Raw genomic sequence first — 18,111 nt, 5'->3', positions numbered from 1 at the left:
GTGGTCCGGACGCGGGACTATTTCGAGTTCGAGAAGCGCTGGATGAGCATCGCGATGATGATGATGACGCCCTGCACGGCAGCGACGAGGTATTCGGAGACGAAGTCCGAAAGCACCATCAGATTGGCGATCAGCTCCAGGATGACGGCGCCTGCGACGGTGCCCCAGATATGGCCCTTGCCGCCGCGCAGCGCGGTTCCGCCAATGACCACGGCCGTGATCACCTGCAGCTCCCAGAGCAGGCCAGTCGTCGGCGTGGCGGCACCAAGGCGCGGCACATAGCAGATGGCGGCGATTGCGACGCAGGCGCCCTGGATCAGATAGGCGATCGTGCGCGTCTTGATGATTGAGATGCCGGAATAGCGGGCGACATCGGCATTGGCGCCGACCGCCGCGCATTTGCGGCCATACTTGGTCTTGTAGAGGATGAAGGATCCGATGGCCGCGACGGCCAGCGAGATCAGGATCGGGATCGGGATGCCGGCGACGGTGCCGAAATAGACGGGCCGATAGGCTTCGCGCAGCGAGCGGTCGATCGGGATCGTGCCGCCATCGGACAGATAAGTGATGAGCGCGCGGAAGATGCCCATCGTGCCGAGGGTCGCGATGAACGGCTCGATCTTGCCGACGGTGACGATGAGACCGTTGACGAGGCCGCATGCGATGCCGGCGAGAAGCGCGATCGCCATGCCGGCCGGCACGGACCATGTTCCAAGATGGGGGACCATCCCGTTCATGAACATGATCATTACGCCGGTGATGAACGCCGCCATCGAGCCCACCGAAAGGTCCAGCCCGCCCGAGGAGATGACGAAGGTCGCGCCGACCGCGATGATCGCGATGAAGGCGCTGCGCGTGATGACGTTGCTGAGATTGGTGGACGACAGGAAGTCCGGGTTGATCAGGAAGCCGATGACGAGCAGGGCGGCGAGCGCAAGAAATGGCCCGGCATCGGCCCAGCCGATGGCGAAGTCCCTCTCCCGTCGGGGCGGGGCGGATTGGATGACGGCACTCATGAATGTCCTCCCAGGGCCGCGCGGCTGACGTCCGCTTCAGCGGTGGCGAGCAGCGCGATATTGCTTTCGGTCATGGCTTCGCCGGCGACCTCGCCATTGATGCGGCCCTGGCGCATGACCAGGATGCGGTCGCAGATGCCGATAAGTTCCTGCATCTCCGACGAGATGACGATGCAGGCTTTGCCCGCGCCGACGAGCTGGCGGATGAAGGCGTAGATCTGCGCCTTGTTGGCGATATCGATGCCGCGCGTGGGTTCGTCGATGATCACGACCGACGGATCGGTCAGGAGTATCTTGGCGAGCAGCAGTTTCTGCTGATTGCCGCCGGAAAGCTGACCAGCGTTGACCTTCAGGTTTTTGACGCGGATGTCGTAGCTCTGGATCGCGCTATCGAGCGCGCCGGTCTCGCGGCGCTTGTTCATCGCGAGCGCGGGATGGAAGCGCTGAAGCGCCGAGAGGGTCAGATTCGGCGCCAGACGCTCATTCAGCAGCAGGCCCTTGGCCTTGCGATCCTCGGTGAGGTAGCCGATGCCGGCATCGATGGCCTCGCGCTGGGAGCGGATATGGATCGGCGTGCCGTTGAGCTCGACGCCCGCCTGGGCGGGCCTTAGCCCGACAATGCCTTCGAAGAGTTCGGTGCGGCCGGCGCCGATCATTCCGGCAAAGCCCAGCACTTCGCCTTTGTGCACCGTGAACGAGATATCCTCGGCATAGCCCGGCACCGTGGCATTGCGGACGCTCAGCATCGGTGCGCCTCTGGCCATGTCACCGCGAGGCGGATAGAGCGCCGAGAGCTCGCGCCCGACCATCAACTCCGCCATGTCCATCTGGCTGAGGGTCCGTCCGGGAAAGGTCCCGACCATCTTGCCGTCGCGCAGCACCGTCAGCCTGTCTGCCAGCCGTTGCACCTCGTCGAGACGGTGGCTGATATAGAGGACGCCGATATCCTGCGCCTTGAGGCGGAGGATGATCTCGAGCAGCCGCTCCACTTCATCGCCCGTCAGGACGGCGGTCGGCTCATCGAAGATCACCAGTTTGTGCGCGTCGAGCAGGGCCCGGGCGATCTGGATCAGTTGGCGATCGGCGAGGGCGACATCGCGCACCAGCGCGTTGGGCGAAACATGGCAGCCGAGTTCCGCTAGCTTGTCGGCAGCGATCCGCCGCATGGTTCGGTCGTCGACAAGGCCGCCCCGAGTTAGCTCGCGCCCGAGGAAAAGGTTCTCCGCGACCGTCAAGCCTTCGGCGAGCAGGATTTCCTGATGCACGAGCACGATGCCGGCATCCTGCGCCTGATGCGGCGTCGAGAATCGCATCGACGACCCGTCGACGAACAGCTTCCCGTCGCTCGGATGCGCATAGCCAGAGATGAGGCGCATCAGGGTCGACTTGCCGGCGCCGTTCTCGCCAATGATGGCGTGAATCTCGCCGGCACGGACATCGAGCGTGACATCGGAAAGGACCGTGACCGGACCATACTGCTTGGACAGCCCTTCCGCCCGCAGCACGGGCGGCCTGGCCGGGATTTCGGCGTGAAAAGGCAACGGGCGTTCCATGGAGCGGTCGTGTCCGGTTGCGATCGAGGGTGGCGGTATCACTCGAATGCCGGCAGCAGCCGGTCACGCGAATGTTCGATATGGAGGCGCATCGCATGTGCCGCGGCATCGGAGTCGCCGAGCGCGAACGCATCGAGCAGCGCCTGGTGCTCGTGCAGTGCTTCTTCCGTGACGCGCCAATGGAACATCAGGCGGAAGATGTGAAAGTGCGTGTGCTGGAAGCTTAGCATCTCGCGGATGAGCTGGTTTCCGGCGAATTCCATGATCCGGTCGTGGAAGATGCCGTCCTGCCGGGCAAAGGTCGAATAGTGGACGCGCTCGTCCTTGCCCTCGCGCCCCGCCATCACGCCGGCGGCCTCGCGCAGGATCTCGAGCTTTTCAGCATCCATCGCCTTCGCGGTCTTGGCGGCGGCAGCCGGCTCCAGCAGCAGGCGCAACTCGTAAAGCTCGTCGAATCGGCGGCGGGTGATCTGCGGGGCTGCGCGGTAGCCGACGAGATGCGTCTTGAGGACGAGGCCTTCGCCCTCCAGCCGGCCGAGCGCTTCGCGGATCGGCGTCTGAGAGACGTTGAATTCCTTCACCAGGCTGTCGACCGTGATGCGGGCGCCGGGCGCGATCTTCAGCGACATCAGCTGGTTGAAGATCGCCTCATAGACGTCGCCAGCCAGGCTGTTGGCGCGCGGGATCTGGGTGCCGCCTGTGGTTGTGTCCGTCAGCCGAGATGAATTCATTTTGTGCCGTCTTTGCCCTTGACAGGAGAGAGACCTAGCAGGATGTTCCGGCCACTGCAATACTATATCCTATAGGATTTGATATAGAGGCGGCATGTGAAGATCACCGAACAGACGGCGATGGCTCTGGCCACCCGGCTCCTCGTTCAGCGTAACGCTCTGGCACGACATGCAGAATGTCAGGCCGAGCTGCTGGTTGAGGCGGAGCTGAAGGGCCACCCGTCGCACGGCCTTCAGCGGTTGCCGCGCATCCTAGCCCGCATAGAGCGCGGCCTCGTCGACCCGAGAACCGAGGGCGAGGGGTGTTGGCGGGCCAGCGCCGTCTGGGAGGTCGACGGGCAGAATGGGCTCGGCCCGGTTGTGGCGATGGCCGCGATCGAGCGTATTTTGGAGCGGGTCGCTACCTCAGGCATCGCCGTCGCGGCCATCCGCAACAACAATCATCTCGGCATGCTCGCTCACTATGTCGAGCACATTGCGGAGCAGGGCCATATCGGCCTCGTGATGTCGTCGAGCGAAGCGCTCGTGCATCCCTTTGGCGGGACGCATGCGATGCTCGGCACCAATCCGATCGCCATCGCGGTCCCGACCGCAGACCGCCCGCTGGTGCTGGACCTTGCGACCAGCGCGGTATCAATGGGCAAGATTCACCATTATGCGGCGATCGGGCGGCCGATGCCGGAAGGCTGGGCACGCGACGCCGAGGGAGAACCGACGACGGATGCGGTCCGCGCAAAGCTTGGCTCGATCGCGCCATTCGGAGACGCCAAGGGCTACGGCCTCGGTATCGCGATCGAACTTCTGATCGCCGCGCTCGCCGGCTCGGACCTTGCCCCGGATATCCGCGGAACGCTTGATGCCGAGGCGCTCTGCAACAAAGGCGATGTCTTCTTCGTCATGAACGCGAAAGCCGCGCCCGAACTGGCGCAGCGGCTCTCCGACTATCTCGACAGCGTTCGCGCATCGCCGCCGGCGACACCCGGGCGCCCGGTCGCCGTCCCCGGCGATGGCGCGGACAGCCGGCGTGCCGCGGCGCGGACAACCGGGTTCGATATCGAGCCGAGCCTCTGGGACGAACTCAACGCCCTGTCTTCCTCATCATCCGTTTTCGAAGGACAATCACTTTGAGCCTTTTCGCCGCCTTGAGGCTTCCGCGCGAAATCCTGTTCGGTACGGGCCAGCGTCATGCGCTCCCCGCGGTCGCGGCCAGGCTGGGGAAGCGAGCCCTGATCTGCACCGACAGCCGGCTGGCGGCCACCGACATGTTCGGCGAAATGCTGTCCGCATTCGAGGCTGCCGGCATCGCGGTTCTGGTGCATGACCGCGTTCTACCCGATGTGCCGCGCGACACGGTCGCGATCTGCGCTGAGGAAGCGAGGGCATTCCACCCCGACATGGTGATCGGTATCGGCGGCGGCAGTTGCCTCGACATGGCGAAATGCGCGGCCTTGCTGCTGTCGCATGGCGGCGCGCTCCAGGACTATTACGGGGAGTTCAAAGTCCCGGCGCCGGTGCTGCCGATCATCGCCGTGCCGACAACAGCCGGAACCGGCTCCGAGGTGACACCCGTCGCAGTGATCTCCGATCCCGACCGTACGCTTAAGGTCGGCATTTCCAGTCCTTACCTGATCGCCACTGTCGCGATCTGCGATCCTGACCTGACCATGACCTGCCCCCGTGGTCTGACGGCGATCGCCGGCGCCGACGCGCTGACCCATGCGATCGAGGCATTCACCGCGGCGCGCCGCCCGGCTAATCACGAATTGGCGCAGCAGCACGTCTTCATCGGGAAAAGCGCGCTCACCGATCATTTCGCGCTGATGGCGATCGAGCTTTTGGGCCGCAGCCTCGAGCGCGCTGTCGCCGATGGCAGCGACGCGGCCGCCCGCGCTGATGTCATGATGGGGGCGCTGGCCGCCGGCTGTGCCTTCGGCACAGCAGGAACGGCGGCGGCCCATGCCGTGCAATATCCGGCCGGTGCCCTGACGCACACCCCGCACGGCCTCGGGGTCGCGACCATGCTGCCTTATGTGATGACCTATAATCGCGCCGCCGCCATGCCGGAAATGGCCGCGATCGCGCGCGCCCTCCATCTCGGGGACGAAGGTCAGGACGACGCCGTTCTCGCCGATGCGGCGATCGCCGAGGTGAGCCGGCTGTTCGCGGCGATCGGGATCACGCCAACGCTCGCCGGCCTCGGCCTCGCGGCCGACAAGCTCGACTGGACGGCCGAACAGGCGCTCGGCATCGGCCGCCTGATCAAGAACAACCCCCGGAGCCTGGACCTCGCCGAAATGCGGTCCCTCATCCAGGCCGCCTATGACGGCGACCTCGCCGCCGCCGCGCAATAGTCTCTTCAGGAACGATCTCCATGACCGCCATTCAGCAGACCAGTCCTTCCCAGAATCGCAACGCGCCCGATCTTCGGGCCGCTTCGCGTGGGCTCTATATCGACGGCGCCTGGCGCCCTTCGGCGAGCGGCCGCATGATCAAGGTAACGGACCCCTCCACCGAAGCTGTGCTCGCTTTGGTTCCCGATGCGACGATCGAGGATGCCGCCGCGGCCGTCGAAGCGGCTGGCAAGGCAGCCGAAGGCTGGCGCAACACGGCCCCGCGCAAGCGCTCGGAGATCCTCCGGCGCTGCTTCGAGCTCATGGTCGAGCGCTCCGAAATGCTGGCCCAGCTGATCTCGCTTGAAAATGGCAAGGCGCTGCGCGATGCGCGCGGCGAGGTCGCCTACGCGGCCGAATTCTTCCGCTGGAACGCCGAGGAAGCGGTCCGCATCACCGGCGAGTTCGGCATGGCCCCGGCCGGCACCAACCGCATCATCGTCGACTATCAGCCAATCGGGATCTGCTTCCTGATCACGCCGTGGAACTTTCCGGCGGCGATGGCAACCCGCAAGATTGCCCCGGCGCTTGCGGCCGGCTGCACGGTGATCCTGAAGCCGGCGAGCGAAACGCCGCTGACCGCCTATGCGCTGGCGGCGCTCTACGCCGAGGCTGGTGTGCCGCCCGGTGTCGTCAACGTGCTGACCACCACGAGCCCGGGACCGCTGACGGCCGCCATCCTCGCGGATTCGCGGGTTCGCAAGCTGTCGTTCACAGGCTCAACCGGTGTCGGCCGTGCTTTGCTCGCCGAGGCTTCGAAGCATGTCATCTCGTGCTCGATGGAACTCGGCGGCAACGCGCCTTTCCTCGTTTTCGATGATGCCGATCTCGACGTGGCCCTCGATGGCGCGATGGTCGCCAAGATGCGCAATGCCGGCGAGGCCTGCACGGCGGCCAACCGGATCTATGTCCAGTCGGGCATCTATGACGCGTTCGTCGAGGGGCTCAGCCGCCGGATGGCGGCGTTGCGGGTCGGCACCGGGGTCGAGGAAGCGACCGAATGCGGACCGATGATCACAAGGAAGGCCGTGGACAAGATCGACCGCCTCGTCAAGGACGCGACGGCGCGCGGCGCCCGGCTTATCTGTGGCGGCGCGGCACCGGCCGGGCAGGGCTTCTTCTATCCGCCGACTGTTTTGGCGGATGTGCCAGCGGAAGCGGAAATGGCGCATGAGGAGATTTTCGGGCCGGTTGCGCCGCTGTCGCGCTTCGAGACCGAGAGCGAGGTGATCGCACGGGCGAACGACACCGAATACGGCCTCGCCGCCTATATCTTCACACGTGATCTCGCGCGGGGCATGCGCGTCGCCTCACGCATCGAAGCCGGCATGATCGCGCTCAATCGTGGCCTCGTCTCGGATCCGGCCGCCCCGTTCGGCGGGGTCAAGCAGAGCGGGCTTGGACGGGAAGGCGGCCAGCACCACGGCATCGCCGAGTTCATGGAGGCGAAATACATTGCGGCAAACTTCTGACGGTGGCGGAGCGATGGCGTCCGATCCCTTTCGTATCCGCGATCATGTAGGGGATTTCGACGCCATCGTCGCGGATATGAAGGCGCGCAGTGAAGCTGCCCGCACAGGTCTTCGCATGGAGGCGGACATCGCCTATGGCGCGGGTCCGGCGGAAACGCTCGACCTCTTCTTTCCGGCCGGAGCGCGCGCCAATATCCCCGTGCATGTCTTCATCCACGGCGGCTACTGGCGCATGTTCTCGAAGCGCGACTATTCCTATGTCGCTGAGACGGTGACAAGGGCCGGCGGCATTGCGGTCGTCGTAGACTATGCGCTGATGCCGGCCGTCCGGATGGCGGCGATCGTCGATCAGGTCCGACGCGCCAAGCGCTGGGTGATCGATCACATCGCGGAGCATGGCGGCAATCCGGATCGCGTGACAGTCAGCGGTCACTCGGCCGGAGCGCATCTTTCGACTTTCCTGTTCAACGAAATGGAAACGCCGTCCGCCATTCGCGGCGCGCTGCTCCTCGGCGGGCTCTACGAGTTGAAGCCGCTGCAATCATCCTTTCTCCGCGAGGAAATCGGCATCACTGACGCGGAGGTCGCGGCCTTCTCGCCCGCGACCCACACGCATGATCGGTCGACTGCGGTCTCTATCCTCGTCGGCGCCGAGGAGACCGCGCCCTTCCATCAGCAGGCGGATCGCTTCGCCAGCCAGTTGCGCGGTCAGCGGGTCGCAGTCTCGCGCGCCGATCTCGTCGGCAGCAATCATATGAGCAGCGTGCGAGACCTCGGAATCGCCGGATCGGCAGCCGCGCGGCACCTCGCGGCCTTGATCGAGAGCCGCTGATCGGGCAGCCGATTGTGTCTTGCGTCAGGTAGCAAGAGCGGCCATCAAGGATCGATCAAATCGATTCAAAAGGACCTCGCCCATGAAGAATGTCGCGCTCGGACGCACCGGCCGTTCGGCCTCACGGGTCATCCTTGGCCTCATGCGTATTGCTGCGCTGGATGATGCCGCCATTCGCGCGCTCTACGCGGCGGCACGTGATTCCGGCATCGATATTTTCGATCACGCCGATGTCTACGGGCCGGAACTGCATGGCTGCGAGACCCGCTTCGGCAACGCCGTGACGCTCTCGAGCGAGGAGCGCGCCAGCATTGTCCTGCAGAGCAAGGTCGGGATCCGCAAGGGCTTCTTCGATTTCTCGAAGGAGCACATCCTGCGCACGGTCGACGGCTCGCTCGCTGCGCTGCGCACCGACTATCTGGATATCCTGCTGTTGCACCGTCCCGATGCGCTGGTCGAGCCGGAAGAGGTCGCAGCAGCTTTCGACACGCTCCACGCCGCCGGCAAGGTTCGTCATTTCGGCGTTTCGAACCACACGCCCGGTCAGGTCGATCTGCTGAAGACGGCGGTGACGCAGCCGCTCATCGTTAACCAGATCCAGCTCAGCATCACCCACGCGCCGACCATCGCCTCCGGCGTCGCGAGCAACATGGCCGGCCTCGACCAGTCGATCGATCGCGACAACGAGATGATCAACTATGCCCGGATCAACGGCATCACGCTGCAGGCATGGTCGCCGTTCCAGAAGCAGTTCTTCAATGGCGTTTTCCTCGGCGACCGCGAGAACTATGCCGAGCTCAACGACATCCTCGACGAGCTGGCCACCCGGTATGACGTCACACCGGCCGCAATCGCCGTTGCCTGGATCGCGCGCCATCCGGCCGGCATCCAGATCGTACTCGGAACATCGAATGCCGAGCGGGTCACGGAATCGGCGCGCGGTGCCGATATCGAACTGAGCCGCGAGGATTGGTATCGCCTGTTCCGCGCCGCTGGATATGTGCTGCCGTAACACGGCGATAGGCAAGAGCCTTTGCCGGCAGGGTCTCGCCCTGCCGGCAAAGGCATCGCCCGCTAGAGGCTTTGGAGATCGAGACTGCTGATGCGGAGCGCCCGGCCGTCCTGGGCCGCGATGGCCTCCATGTCGCGCTCAAGCGAATCGCGATCGTCGACGCCGCGCAGCATGCGCCCCGCCAGTGCATCGAACCGCCCCGCCGCGATGTCGGCGATGAGGGCAGCCGCCCGGCTCGGCGGAACGTTGATGCCATCGTCGAACAGCTGCTGGATATTCGGCAGATGGGCTTTGCCCGCGTCCGAATTCAGCTGCAACTCCGTCATCGCGGTGCGCACGAGGCCCGGATCGACGGCGAAAGCGCGGACGCCGCCGGCCTTTGTCGTGTCGTCGAGGCACTCGGTGAAGCGCATGATCGCCGCCTTGCTGGCGGCATAACCGGAACCATTCGGAAAGCTCGTGCCGGTGCCGCCGCCGACGAGATTGACGATCCGCCCGCGCCCGCGCGCCAGCATGGCGGGTGCCGCGACGCGCGATGTGTTGAACGTGCCGCGCAGATTGATCTCGACATCGCCCCACCAGATTTGCGGATCGCATTCCCAGATCGGTCCGAAGGCGCGGAAGGAGCCGTGGTTGTTGACCAGCGTGTCGATCTCGCCGAGTGCGTCGACGACGTTCTGCAGCGCCTTTTCGACGGCTGCGGTGTCGACGAGGTCGACTGCGACGGCGATCGCCGTGCCGCCTTCCTGTCCGATCAGGCCGGCGGTCTCCTCGATCTCGCGAGTCGTACGCGCGAGAACCGCCACCTTCGCCCCGCCACGCGACTGATGGAGCGCGATCTCGCGCCCGATGCCCCGGCCGCCGCCTGTCACGACGGCGACGGTGCCTTGCAGATTGGTCATGATGTTCTCCTCGGATTGGAAATCAGATCAGCCGGACGCGCCGGCATGAAGGATCATTGCCGCGCAGGCGCCCGAAGCTTGGCCCGGTTCACGGGATGAATGCCGTCAGCGCGCGAACGCCTCGAATGGGTTGATATGGGTGAGCTGCGTGATCGTCGCTTCGTCGACGCCGCGCCGACGGAGTTCCGGCAACAGCATCTCCGACAAGGGCGTATAGGGTTGCGGAACGCCGCCGCCCGGGAGCGCGGGATCGAACCAGCCGCGATCATGGCTGAGCAAAAGCTGCTCACCGAGTCCGGCTTCAAGCGCGCGCATCACGAGGTCGGCGACGTCGCCATCCGGGGCGCGCCCGACATGATCATATTCGATCCAGGCGCCACGTTCAGCGACCGCGCGGTTGAGTCCGAAATCGGGCTCCTCCTGTGTGTGGATCGAGATGAAGCGATCGGCGCGGTATCCTTCCGCCTCGATGATGTCGAGCTGGTCCATGACGACGCGGCCTTTGATCGTATGGCTGCCGATCACGGCACCGGTTTTGGCGCCGGCGCGGGCCGCAGCGCGCAGGATCTTCGCCTCCAGCGCCGTGATGCCGTCATCGCCGGCGCTGAGCTTGATCCAACCGGCACGAAAACCCGTCGCCTCGATCTGCTCGTTCAATTCGCCGAGCATCCATGCCTCCAGCGCCGCTTCGCTGGCGTCGCGAACCCAATCCGGAATCCAGGGTTCGCGATAGTTGCCGGTTGGAACGACGATCGGAAAGTCAGTCGCGCGGGAGACCGCAAGATCGAGATCGGCCCGCCGTCCGACTCCGCCCGTCGAGCATTCGACCAACGCTGTGACGCCGAGCGCCTTGATGCGCTCGATTTGCGGCGCCATCAGCCGGACCACGTCGGCTGGATCGGCCTGGGCGTAACCCGGCTGATCGGGCGTCCTGAGGTCGACAAAGACATGCTCATGCGGAAGGATCATGCCGAGATCGGACTTGAGCCGCGGCCCAAGCGTCGTAAAGAGCTGTTTCAATGGTCCTCCCAAAGATCATGAGCGTGCCGGCGGGCGTCCTCGCCATTCGCCATGATGTCAGGCCGCCGCGAGGGACCTGACATCGTCGGTTCGAAGACGATACCATCTGAGAGCGGCTGATCAACGTTTCGACAACCGGGCAGCGTCATTGCGCAGGTAGCCTTGGCCGCGACAACCGCTGCGATTGACCACGAGGCGGAGGTCTGGATGAGCCGCCTGCTGGCAGATTTCGACGTCGGCCTGCTGCTGACCTTCGATGCACTCTTGACGGACAAGAATGAAGGTCGCGGTTCTTCTGCAGGAACTCGAACTGCCCTTTGAATCAGGGCCGATGCGCAGCGCGAACCAATGATGCAAGGGACAGCAGCACCGCTGAAGCCGCGATACCTGCCGTCACAACGCCCGCAGGGGTCCAGCGCGCGTTACCCTGAAGAGTGATGCTCTTTCCAACCTCTAGATCCCAGGTCGCCCGCATTTCTTCCGGGTGATAGGGATAGGCTCGTTGCTGGTTTTCTGTTGTGTCCGTCATTCCACCTCTCCACCGGATGCTACCGTCGCGGCGGTCATCGGGATAAACCCGATCGCCATGTCTATTCTCGATCGGTGATGCAGAACTGATTTCCTTCGGGGTCACGAAGCACCGTGTAATCTTTCTCGGTCCTGACAAGTCTCGCTCCAAGGCCGAGGAGCCGGGCAACTTCCTGTGTTCGCGCGGGTGAATGGAGATCCAGATGCACCCGGTTCCGGGCGGGTCGTGGGCCCTTCATCTGCTGAAAGCAAAGGGTCGGCCCTGGCCCGTCCAGCATGACCACAGGGTCGGATTCCGGCGTGAGACCCCTGACCCGCAGCCGCTCGATTTCAGCGGCGTCATAGGCACGAATTGCGTATCCGGCAACGAGCCTCTCCCAGAAGCGTGCGAGAGAGGCCGGATGATCTGCGTCGATGACGATCTCTTTCAGCTTGGCCATTGTCGATTCCAGTCAAACGCGCCGCCAGAAGAGCATATTCGCCCAAAGGCGGCAGCTAGGCGACGAGGAATTCGCGGCGGCCCCTCGACACGAGCTTCAACGAGGGCGCACATTGGCTCGGCTATCGCGACGGGTGCCTTGGCACGGCTATGACGACAGATGGGAAACGACTGGCGTCCTCGAGGCTGTCGTACCAAGCCTCATCCTGATGGCGCAGCCGTTCTCGATCGGCCACCGCAACCTTCTTGAGGCAATCATAGTAGCGACTGGATTTGTATTTGGCCTGCTGACGGCAGTCTTGATCGACAGACGCTTGATAATTTTGCCAGGTATTGCATCCCGACAAGAGCGCTAAGGCAGCAGTCCCGAATATCCATCTGCGCCAGATCATGAGTGAGGCTCCTCCGGAGATCGCCGATACAGGCGGCCTTTTGCTAACGCTCCTTTCTCAGCATCGCTCCACTGCTGCCGCTTTCGTTGACGAATATCACTTCGAACGATCCGAGGGCAGAGCCGCCGCGCTTCAGGGAAAGCCATTGGGGCTCAGCCGCAACCCGGTCGCAACGACGGGATCAAGTCATTGGCGACAGCTCCCGAAATCCAACTCGGCCGGACCAGACTCGATTGTCGAACCAAAGCTCAGCCGCACCTTTTGATCGAGTGAGAGCGACGCCTCGTCGGCGGCCGTGGCTCCAAACTCAAACCGCAGGCCGGTCATGATCCGAGGGGCCAAGCTCTTCGGTGAGGCGCCTCCTCATCCGCTCAGCGAAGCCAGCCGGAAGCGTCCGGGCACTGCTGCGTTGCGCTGGTAGCCAGACCGGTTCGGGGAATGTCGGGTCATCGCGGAAACGCGGGATGACGTGCACATGAAGATGCGGCATGCCCGTCGCCAATGACGCGATGTTGATCTTGTCGGGGGTGAGTTCAGCGCGCAGGGCCCGTTCCAGCGCGAGAACGGCCTGCAATGCCATGCTCTGCTGCGGCGACGGGAGATCGGTGATCTCGGCGACATGCGCGTTCCAGATCACCCGCCCCCAGCCTTCGAAGCCGGTCTCATGCACGAGAACCACCCGGTAGAGGTCTCCGGCCCAAAGCCTGTCCTCGTTGATTCCCCGGCAATGCGCGCAAGCCAAATCCGCCACTTCGCTCTCCTCCAAAGTTCGAATCCTGCGCCCAACATCATACGTAATATCTTTAACGTCAAACATAATATGTTCTTGACGGACGGTCGCCGTCGGGTCAGTTTCAGCGGCAGGGCAGAGAGACGTCGGATCGGCATAACAGCCGGTCATGCCGCGCCCGAGAGGAGGAGGACCCCATGCTTTCAAGGATTGGAACAATTGCTGTCGCCGCGGCTTTCGCCGCCAGCCCGCTCTGGATAGTCGGCCAGGCCGCTGCCCTCGAACTGAACGTCTTCGTGCCGGCCGCCTATTCGCCGTCGTCTGGCTTCATTCCGGGCGCCGATGTCTTCAAGAAGCTCTACGCGGAGTTCCAGAAGCAGAACCCCGACATCACGCTCAATTATGAAGTGCTGGATCCCGGTCCGGCCGGTCTCCAGAAGCTGCTGACTGTCGCTGCTTCGAACGGGCTGCCCGACGTCACGATCGTCGACGGCCAGTGGATCGCACGTCTGGTGCAATCGAACGTGCTGCAGCCGCTCGATGCGGTCTGGCCCGAATCCGATCGAGCCGACTTTCACCCGGCGGTGATCGAGGCCGAGACCATCGACGGCAAGCCCTTCGGCATCATGTTCCAGACCGGCATGCGCGGGCTCGTCTACCGGCCGAGCATGCTCGCCAGTGCCGGACTGACCGAATTTCCGGCGACGTTCGACGCGTTCATGGCCGCCGGCAAAACGCTGAAGGACAAGGGCATCAGCGCCGAGATGGTGCCTGCGAAGGCCAATGAAGAGCCCTCGACGATGCATATGCTCAGCATCTTCTGGGGACTCGGCGGCAAGCTCGTCGACGAGAAGGGCGCGCCCGTCTTTTTCGAGGGCGACAACGGGAAGTATCTCGCCGACGTCTATCAGATGTATCGCGACATGGCCGCCGCCGGTGTGATGCCGGCCAGCGTCACCACCATGGATGAGAACGGCCTGAAGCCCTTCTTCTATGGCGGCGAAACCTTAGCCATTGGCTTCAGCTCCTCTGGCGTCAAGCAGATGTGGAGCGAGATGCCCGATCTCGCAAACGATCTCGCCGTCGCGCCTTATCCGATGCCCGAAGGCGAGAAGCCGGTGACCATTCTCGGCGGCTTCGCCTATGCGCTCACGGCCAAGGATCCGGAGAGGGCGGCGGCGGGCTGGAAGTTCATCCAGTTCATGACATCGCCGAAGAACATGGGCGAGGTGAATGAGGTGCTTGGCGCGCTGCCGGTGCGCAACTCGATCTGGAAGGACAACACCTTCTTCGCGACCAATCCGATGATGCAGAGCTACAAGCGGATGTATGACGGCGAGATGCAGACCAGGCCCGCCGTGCCGATCTACAACACAATCTCCTCCGCAATCTCAGCACAACTCGCCGGAGTGATCAGCGGCCAAGTCAAGCCAGTCGACGCCGTGGCGGCGGCTCGGGATGCCGTGATGCCCGAATATGAGCGTCAGAAGGGGCGCTAGGCCCGTTGAGCGGGCGGAGGCCGCCGTGTCTCCGCCCCGGAGGTATCATCATGACTGACCTCGACCAGGCCGCCGTGCTGCAGACGCGCGTCTCGCGCCGGCGCGCCAGCCGCTTCCAGATCAACGGCTATTTCTTCTTCATTCTGCCGGGCGTCGCCTTCGTCCTCGCGCTGACGTTGTTCCCGGCCCTCTACGGCGTCTATATCAGCCTCACCAATCTCAACCTCGGCTATGTCGGATCTTCCTTCGTCGGGCTGGACAACTATGTCCGCTTCTTCACGTGGAACGATCTCGGCTTGGTCGCGCGCAACACGCTGACCTTCGTCGCGACCTCCGTCATCCTGCAAGTCGTCATCGGCCTCGCCGTGGCTATCCTGCTCGACCAACGGCTGATCGGCCATCGCCTGATGCGCTCGATCACCATACTGCCTTGGGTGCTGCCGTCGGTCGTGGTCGGTCTCGTCTTCGCGCAGATCTTCGGCGGCAGCCGGCTCGGGATCGCCAACTATCTGCTGTCGCTCGTCGGCATCGGCCAGATGTCCTGGTTTGCCGATCCTGCGTTGGCGATGGCGATATTGATCGGCGTCTGCACATGGCGCGGCATTCCCTTCGCCGTGATCGTGCTTCTCGGCGGTCTGCAGACGTTGCCGCGCGATGTCTATGAGGCGGCCGCGATCGACGGCGCCACGCGCTGGCAGCGCTTCCGCTACATCACGCTGCCGATGCTGCGGCCGATCATCCTCATCTGCCTGATCATGGGCACGGGTGGCGCGCTGAACAGCCTCGACATTCCCTTGGCGCTCACTGGCGGCGGGCCGGGAAATGCGACGGAACTCATCGCGATCTCGCTCTACAAACAGTCATTCCTGCAGCTTGACATCAGCTATGGCGCGACCATCGGCACCGTGATGCTGGTCGCGAACCTCGTCCTGATCGTCCTCTACCTTTCGGTTCTGAAGCCGCGCAGGAGGGCTGAACGTGGCTGACATTTCCGTCGCGACAAACCGCCGACCGTCCCGGCGCGGCCGGCAGAGACGCCCGCTGGAGCCGAGCCCGATCGCCTATATCTTCTATCCCGTGCTGGCGGCCGCGATCATCCTGCCGCTGTCCTGGGCGCTGTTCGGCGGCTTCAAGAACCCGAACGAATTGTTCACCTATCCGCCCACGATCTGGCCGAGATCGCCGACGTTGCAGAACTTCGTCGACATCTTCACTCGGCTCGAATTCGGACGTTACATCTGGAATACGATCCTCGTCGCGTTCTTCACGGTGCTGCTGACGCTGTTTCTTGGCGGCCTTGCTGGATATGCGCTGTCCAGATGGGACTTCCAGGGCAAGGAAGCACTGATGATCGGCCTGCTCGGGCTGCAGTTGATCCCGAGCACCGTAAACATCGTGCCTTACTACATGATCATGAGCAGCCTCGGCCTGTTGAATACGCTAACGGGTCTGGTCCTGATCTATACCGCGACGCATATCCCGATCACGATCTGGGTCCTCAAGGGGTTCTTCGACACCGTGCCGCGCGCACTCGATGAAGCGGCGGCGATCGATGGCTGCTCGAAATGGCAGACCTTCTGGAGAGTGATCATGCCACTCAGCCTGCCCGGGCTGTCGGTTGCCGGCTTCCTGGTCTTCGTCTCCGCCTGGTCGGAGTTCCTGGTGCCGCTCGTCATCGCCAGCAATAAGAATGTCGCCGTCGCGAGCGTTGGCCTCTTCACCTTCTTCGGACCGGAACAGGCGACGTCCTACACGTCGCTGTTCGCCGCCACGCTGATCACGGTAACGCCCGTGGTCATCGGATACCTGTTTGCCCAACGCTACATCGTTTCGGGCCTGACCGCCTTTGCCGAGAAGTGATGTCGGCGCTTGCCGGCTCGCTCGAGATCGAATGGAGAGCTCAATTTGCCTGACCTCATGGGTTCCACGGCTGTGGTGACGGGCGGCACGTCCGGAATTGGCCTTGCAACAGCACGCGCTCTGCTTGCCAAGGGCGTCAATGTCGCGATCAGCGCACGCCGGGAGCGGCCCGAACTGCTCGATGAGCTCGATCGCCTCGGCGCAGCGAAAGGCGCGCGCTGCATCTTCGTTGCAGGGGATGTTGCGCTGCCGTCAACCTCGCCTGCGCTGATCGAGGCAACCGTCGCCGCATTCGGACGACTGGCTATTGTCGTGCATTCGGCGGGCGGTCCGGCGCCGGGGACAGCGTTGCAGATCACGCCTGAGGCGTGGCTCGACGCGTTCCAGGTTCATGTCCATTCCGCCTTTCACCTCTTCCGTGCCGCCCATCCCCATCTTGCAAAAACCGGGGGATCGGTGACCTTCCTCTCGTCGGCAGCGGCGCTGCGCGGCTGTCCCGGCACGGTTGCCTATCAGGTTGTGAAGGCTTCGCTGATTCAGATGGCGCGAGCGCTTGCCCGCGACCATGCCGACGAGAACATCCGCGTCAACTGCGTGGCCCCAGGCATCATCCGAACGCCGTTCCAGAGCGCGATGACCGAGAAGGCGCGCGAGAACAATCTGGCCAACCGGATCCCGCTCCACCGCGAGGGCAAGCCGGAGGACGTCGCCGCCCTGATCGTCCAGCTCGCGGAAAATGACTTCATCACCGGCGAGACCGTGGCGATCGACGGCGGCATGTCGATGCGCATGGTCTGACACCGGCTTATTTGCCCCCGCATTCGCTGCGGGGTCCGGGCCCGAAGGGCCGAACCGACAAGTGGCCGCTGGCCGCGATTTCTGGAGAGTGAGATGACTGACATCAAGCTGGCGGTGTTCACCAAGCCGTGGAACGATGCCATCGAGGCCGTCGCCGACCGCATGGCGGCGCTCGGCGTCGAGGCGATCGAGCTGCCGATCCGGCCCGGCTATCAGGTGACGCCGGAGACCGTGGCAACCTCCCTTCCCGAGGTGGTGCGCGTGCTCGCGAGCCGTGGCCTGTCGATCTGCAGCGTCGCGGCGCCGCTGGACGAGGCGATCATCCGGGCCTGCGGCGACAACGGCATCGACCTCGTGCGCACGATGGTCGGCGTCGATCTCGGCAAGGCCCGCTTCGCCGACACGATCCGGCAGAGCCGGGCGACGTATGAAGCGCTGATTCCGCTGCTTGACGAGACGGGCGTCCGCATCGGCGTGCAGAACCATTCGGGCAACTGCATCGGCAGCGCCATCGGCCTCTATCACCTCATGGAGCCGTTCGACCCGAAGCATGTCTGCGCCATCCTCGACATGGCGCATTGTGCGGTCGCCGGTGAGCCGACCGAATTGTCGGTCGATCTGCTCTGGGAGCGGATGCCGAACCTCGTCAATTTCAAGAACGCCTATCGCGAGCGCATCAACGGGCCTGAAGAGGCCGAAGCGGTGTTCCGAACCCATTGGACCACCGGCCGTCACGGCGGCTATTCGTGGTCCGGGCTGGTGCAGGACCTGCATCGGCGCGGCTTCACCGGCACTTTCGTGCTGCCGGGCGAATATACCGACCCGAAGGGCGAACCGCAGCGCATGGGCGACGACGTGCTGCCGTTCCTGTCGACCGATGTCGCCTATCTGCGCGGCCTGGTCGACGCGGCCTGGGCGCGGTGATGGCAAGGGAGAG

At 64.0% G+C, this 18,111-nt stretch carries 18 protein-coding genes; 10 read left to right on the top strand and 8 right to left on the bottom strand.

The window, feature by feature from the left end; all coding sequences use genetic code 11:
• Positions 1-17 precede the first annotated feature (17 nt).
• Genes BUB39_RS03710 through BUB39_RS03700 form a run of 3 tightly spaced genes read right to left on the bottom strand, consistent with a single transcriptional unit; the run spans position 18 to position 3,300 of the window.
• Entirely contained in the window at positions 18-1,016 is a 999-nt protein-coding gene (locus tag BUB39_RS03710) for an ABC transporter permease (protein WP_073051655.1), read from the bottom strand.
• Positions 1,013-2,569, bottom strand: coding sequence for a sugar ABC transporter ATP-binding protein (locus tag BUB39_RS03705; RefSeq protein WP_073051654.1), 1,557 nt, complete (start codon positions 2,567-2,569; stop codon positions 1,013-1,015). The genes BUB39_RS03710 and BUB39_RS03705 overlap by 4 nt, the downstream gene beginning before the upstream one ends.
• Before the next feature lie 38 nt (positions 2,570-2,607).
• Positions 2,608-3,300 (bottom strand): GntR family transcriptional regulator, encoded by a 693-nt coding sequence (locus BUB39_RS03700; RefSeq protein ID WP_073051653.1) that lies wholly within the window; start codon positions 3,298-3,300, stop codon positions 2,608-2,610.
• A gap of 96 nt (positions 3,301-3,396) precedes the next feature.
• Between BUB39_RS03700 and BUB39_RS03695 the strand changes: the two genes are divergently transcribed.
• The 5 genes from BUB39_RS03695 to BUB39_RS03675 all read left to right on the top strand — a co-directional run bounded on the left by BUB39_RS03695 (position 3,397) and on the right by BUB39_RS03675 (position 9,006).
• Complete coding sequence (locus BUB39_RS03695; protein WP_073051652.1) at positions 3,397-4,428, top strand: Ldh family oxidoreductase; 1,032 nt, start codon at positions 3,397-3,399, stop codon at positions 4,426-4,428.
• Positions 4,425-5,651 (top strand): iron-containing alcohol dehydrogenase, encoded by a 1,227-nt coding sequence (locus tag BUB39_RS03690; RefSeq protein WP_073051651.1) that lies wholly within the window; start codon positions 4,425-4,427, stop codon positions 5,649-5,651. Before BUB39_RS03695 ends, BUB39_RS03690 begins: the two co-directional genes overlap by 4 nt.
• Before the next feature lie 20 nt (positions 5,652-5,671).
• Positions 5,672-7,162 carry an NAD-dependent succinate-semialdehyde dehydrogenase gene (locus BUB39_RS03685; RefSeq protein ID WP_073051650.1) on the top strand — a complete coding sequence of 497 codons (1,491 nt, stop codon included), beginning with the start codon at positions 5,672-5,674 and terminating at the stop codon, positions 7,160-7,162.
• 13 nt (positions 7,163-7,175) lie between these two features.
• Positions 7,176-7,994: an alpha/beta hydrolase gene (locus BUB39_RS03680; protein WP_073051649.1), complete on the top strand. Its 819-nt coding sequence runs from the start codon at positions 7,176-7,178 to the stop codon at positions 7,992-7,994.
• An 82-nt stretch (positions 7,995-8,076) separates the two neighbouring features.
• Complete coding sequence (locus tag BUB39_RS03675) at positions 8,077-9,006, top strand: aldo/keto reductase (RefSeq protein WP_073051648.1); 930 nt, start codon at positions 8,077-8,079, stop codon at positions 9,004-9,006.
• Between the two features lie 62 nt (positions 9,007-9,068).
• On the opposite strand, the gene BUB39_RS03670 is transcribed toward BUB39_RS03675, so the two are convergent.
• The 5 genes from BUB39_RS03670 to BUB39_RS03650 form a co-directional block, all read right to left on the bottom strand.
• Positions 9,069-9,908, bottom strand: a complete 840-nt coding sequence (locus tag BUB39_RS03670; protein ID WP_073051647.1) for an SDR family NAD(P)-dependent oxidoreductase — start codon at positions 9,906-9,908, stop codon at positions 9,069-9,071.
• Positions 9,909-10,013: 105 nt separating this feature from the next.
• Positions 10,014-10,928, bottom strand: coding sequence for a phosphotriesterase family protein (locus BUB39_RS03665; RefSeq protein WP_073051646.1), 915 nt, complete (start codon positions 10,926-10,928; stop codon positions 10,014-10,016).
• 322 nt (positions 10,929-11,250) lie between these two features.
• On the bottom strand, positions 11,251-11,457 hold the full coding sequence (locus tag BUB39_RS03660; RefSeq protein WP_073051645.1) for a hypothetical protein: 207 nt from the start codon (positions 11,455-11,457) through the stop codon (positions 11,251-11,253).
• 61 nt (positions 11,458-11,518) lie between these two features.
• A complete protein-coding gene (locus BUB39_RS03655) occupies positions 11,519-11,896 on the bottom strand; it encodes a VOC family protein (RefSeq protein ID WP_073051644.1) in 378 nt (125 codons plus the stop codon).
• A gap of 698 nt (positions 11,897-12,594) precedes the next feature.
• Positions 12,595-13,188, bottom strand: a complete 594-nt coding sequence (locus tag BUB39_RS03650) for an HIT family protein (RefSeq protein ID WP_084526862.1) — start codon at positions 13,186-13,188, stop codon at positions 12,595-12,597.
• 26 nt (positions 13,189-13,214) lie between these two features.
• Here BUB39_RS03650 and BUB39_RS03645 point away from each other — a divergent pair, with 26 nt between their 5' ends.
• The 5 genes from BUB39_RS03645 to BUB39_RS03625 all read left to right on the top strand — a co-directional run bounded on the left by BUB39_RS03645 (position 13,215) and on the right by BUB39_RS03625 (position 18,098).
• Positions 13,215-14,516: an extracellular solute-binding protein gene (locus tag BUB39_RS03645; RefSeq protein ID WP_073051642.1), complete on the top strand. Its 1,302-nt coding sequence runs from the start codon at positions 13,215-13,217 to the stop codon at positions 14,514-14,516.
• Between the two features lie 50 nt (positions 14,517-14,566).
• Complete coding sequence (locus BUB39_RS03640) at positions 14,567-15,502, top strand: carbohydrate ABC transporter permease (protein ID WP_084526861.1); 936 nt, start codon at positions 14,567-14,569, stop codon at positions 15,500-15,502.
• The gene (locus tag BUB39_RS03635; RefSeq protein WP_073051641.1) at positions 15,495-16,376 is read left to right on the top strand and encodes a carbohydrate ABC transporter permease; all 882 of its coding nucleotides are present in this window, start codon (positions 15,495-15,497) and stop codon (positions 16,374-16,376) included. The genes BUB39_RS03640 and BUB39_RS03635 overlap by 8 nt, the downstream gene beginning before the upstream one ends.
• Before the next feature lie 45 nt (positions 16,377-16,421).
• Positions 16,422-17,174 carry an SDR family NAD(P)-dependent oxidoreductase gene (locus BUB39_RS03630; protein ID WP_139251329.1) on the top strand — a complete coding sequence of 251 codons (753 nt, stop codon included), beginning with the start codon at positions 16,422-16,424 and terminating at the stop codon, positions 17,172-17,174.
• A gap of 93 nt (positions 17,175-17,267) precedes the next feature.
• Positions 17,268-18,098, top strand: a complete 831-nt coding sequence (locus BUB39_RS03625; RefSeq protein ID WP_073051639.1) for a sugar phosphate isomerase/epimerase family protein — start codon at positions 17,268-17,270, stop codon at positions 18,096-18,098.
• Positions 18,099-18,111: the final 13 nt, after the last annotated feature.

The organism is Kaistia soli DSM 19436, assembly GCF_900129325.1.
GTDB lineage: Bacteria > Pseudomonadota > Alphaproteobacteria > Rhizobiales > Kaistiaceae > Kaistia > Kaistia soli.
The sequence above is the reverse complement of the archived record's forward strand: the minus strand, read 5'-3'. Positions and strand labels throughout refer to the sequence as shown.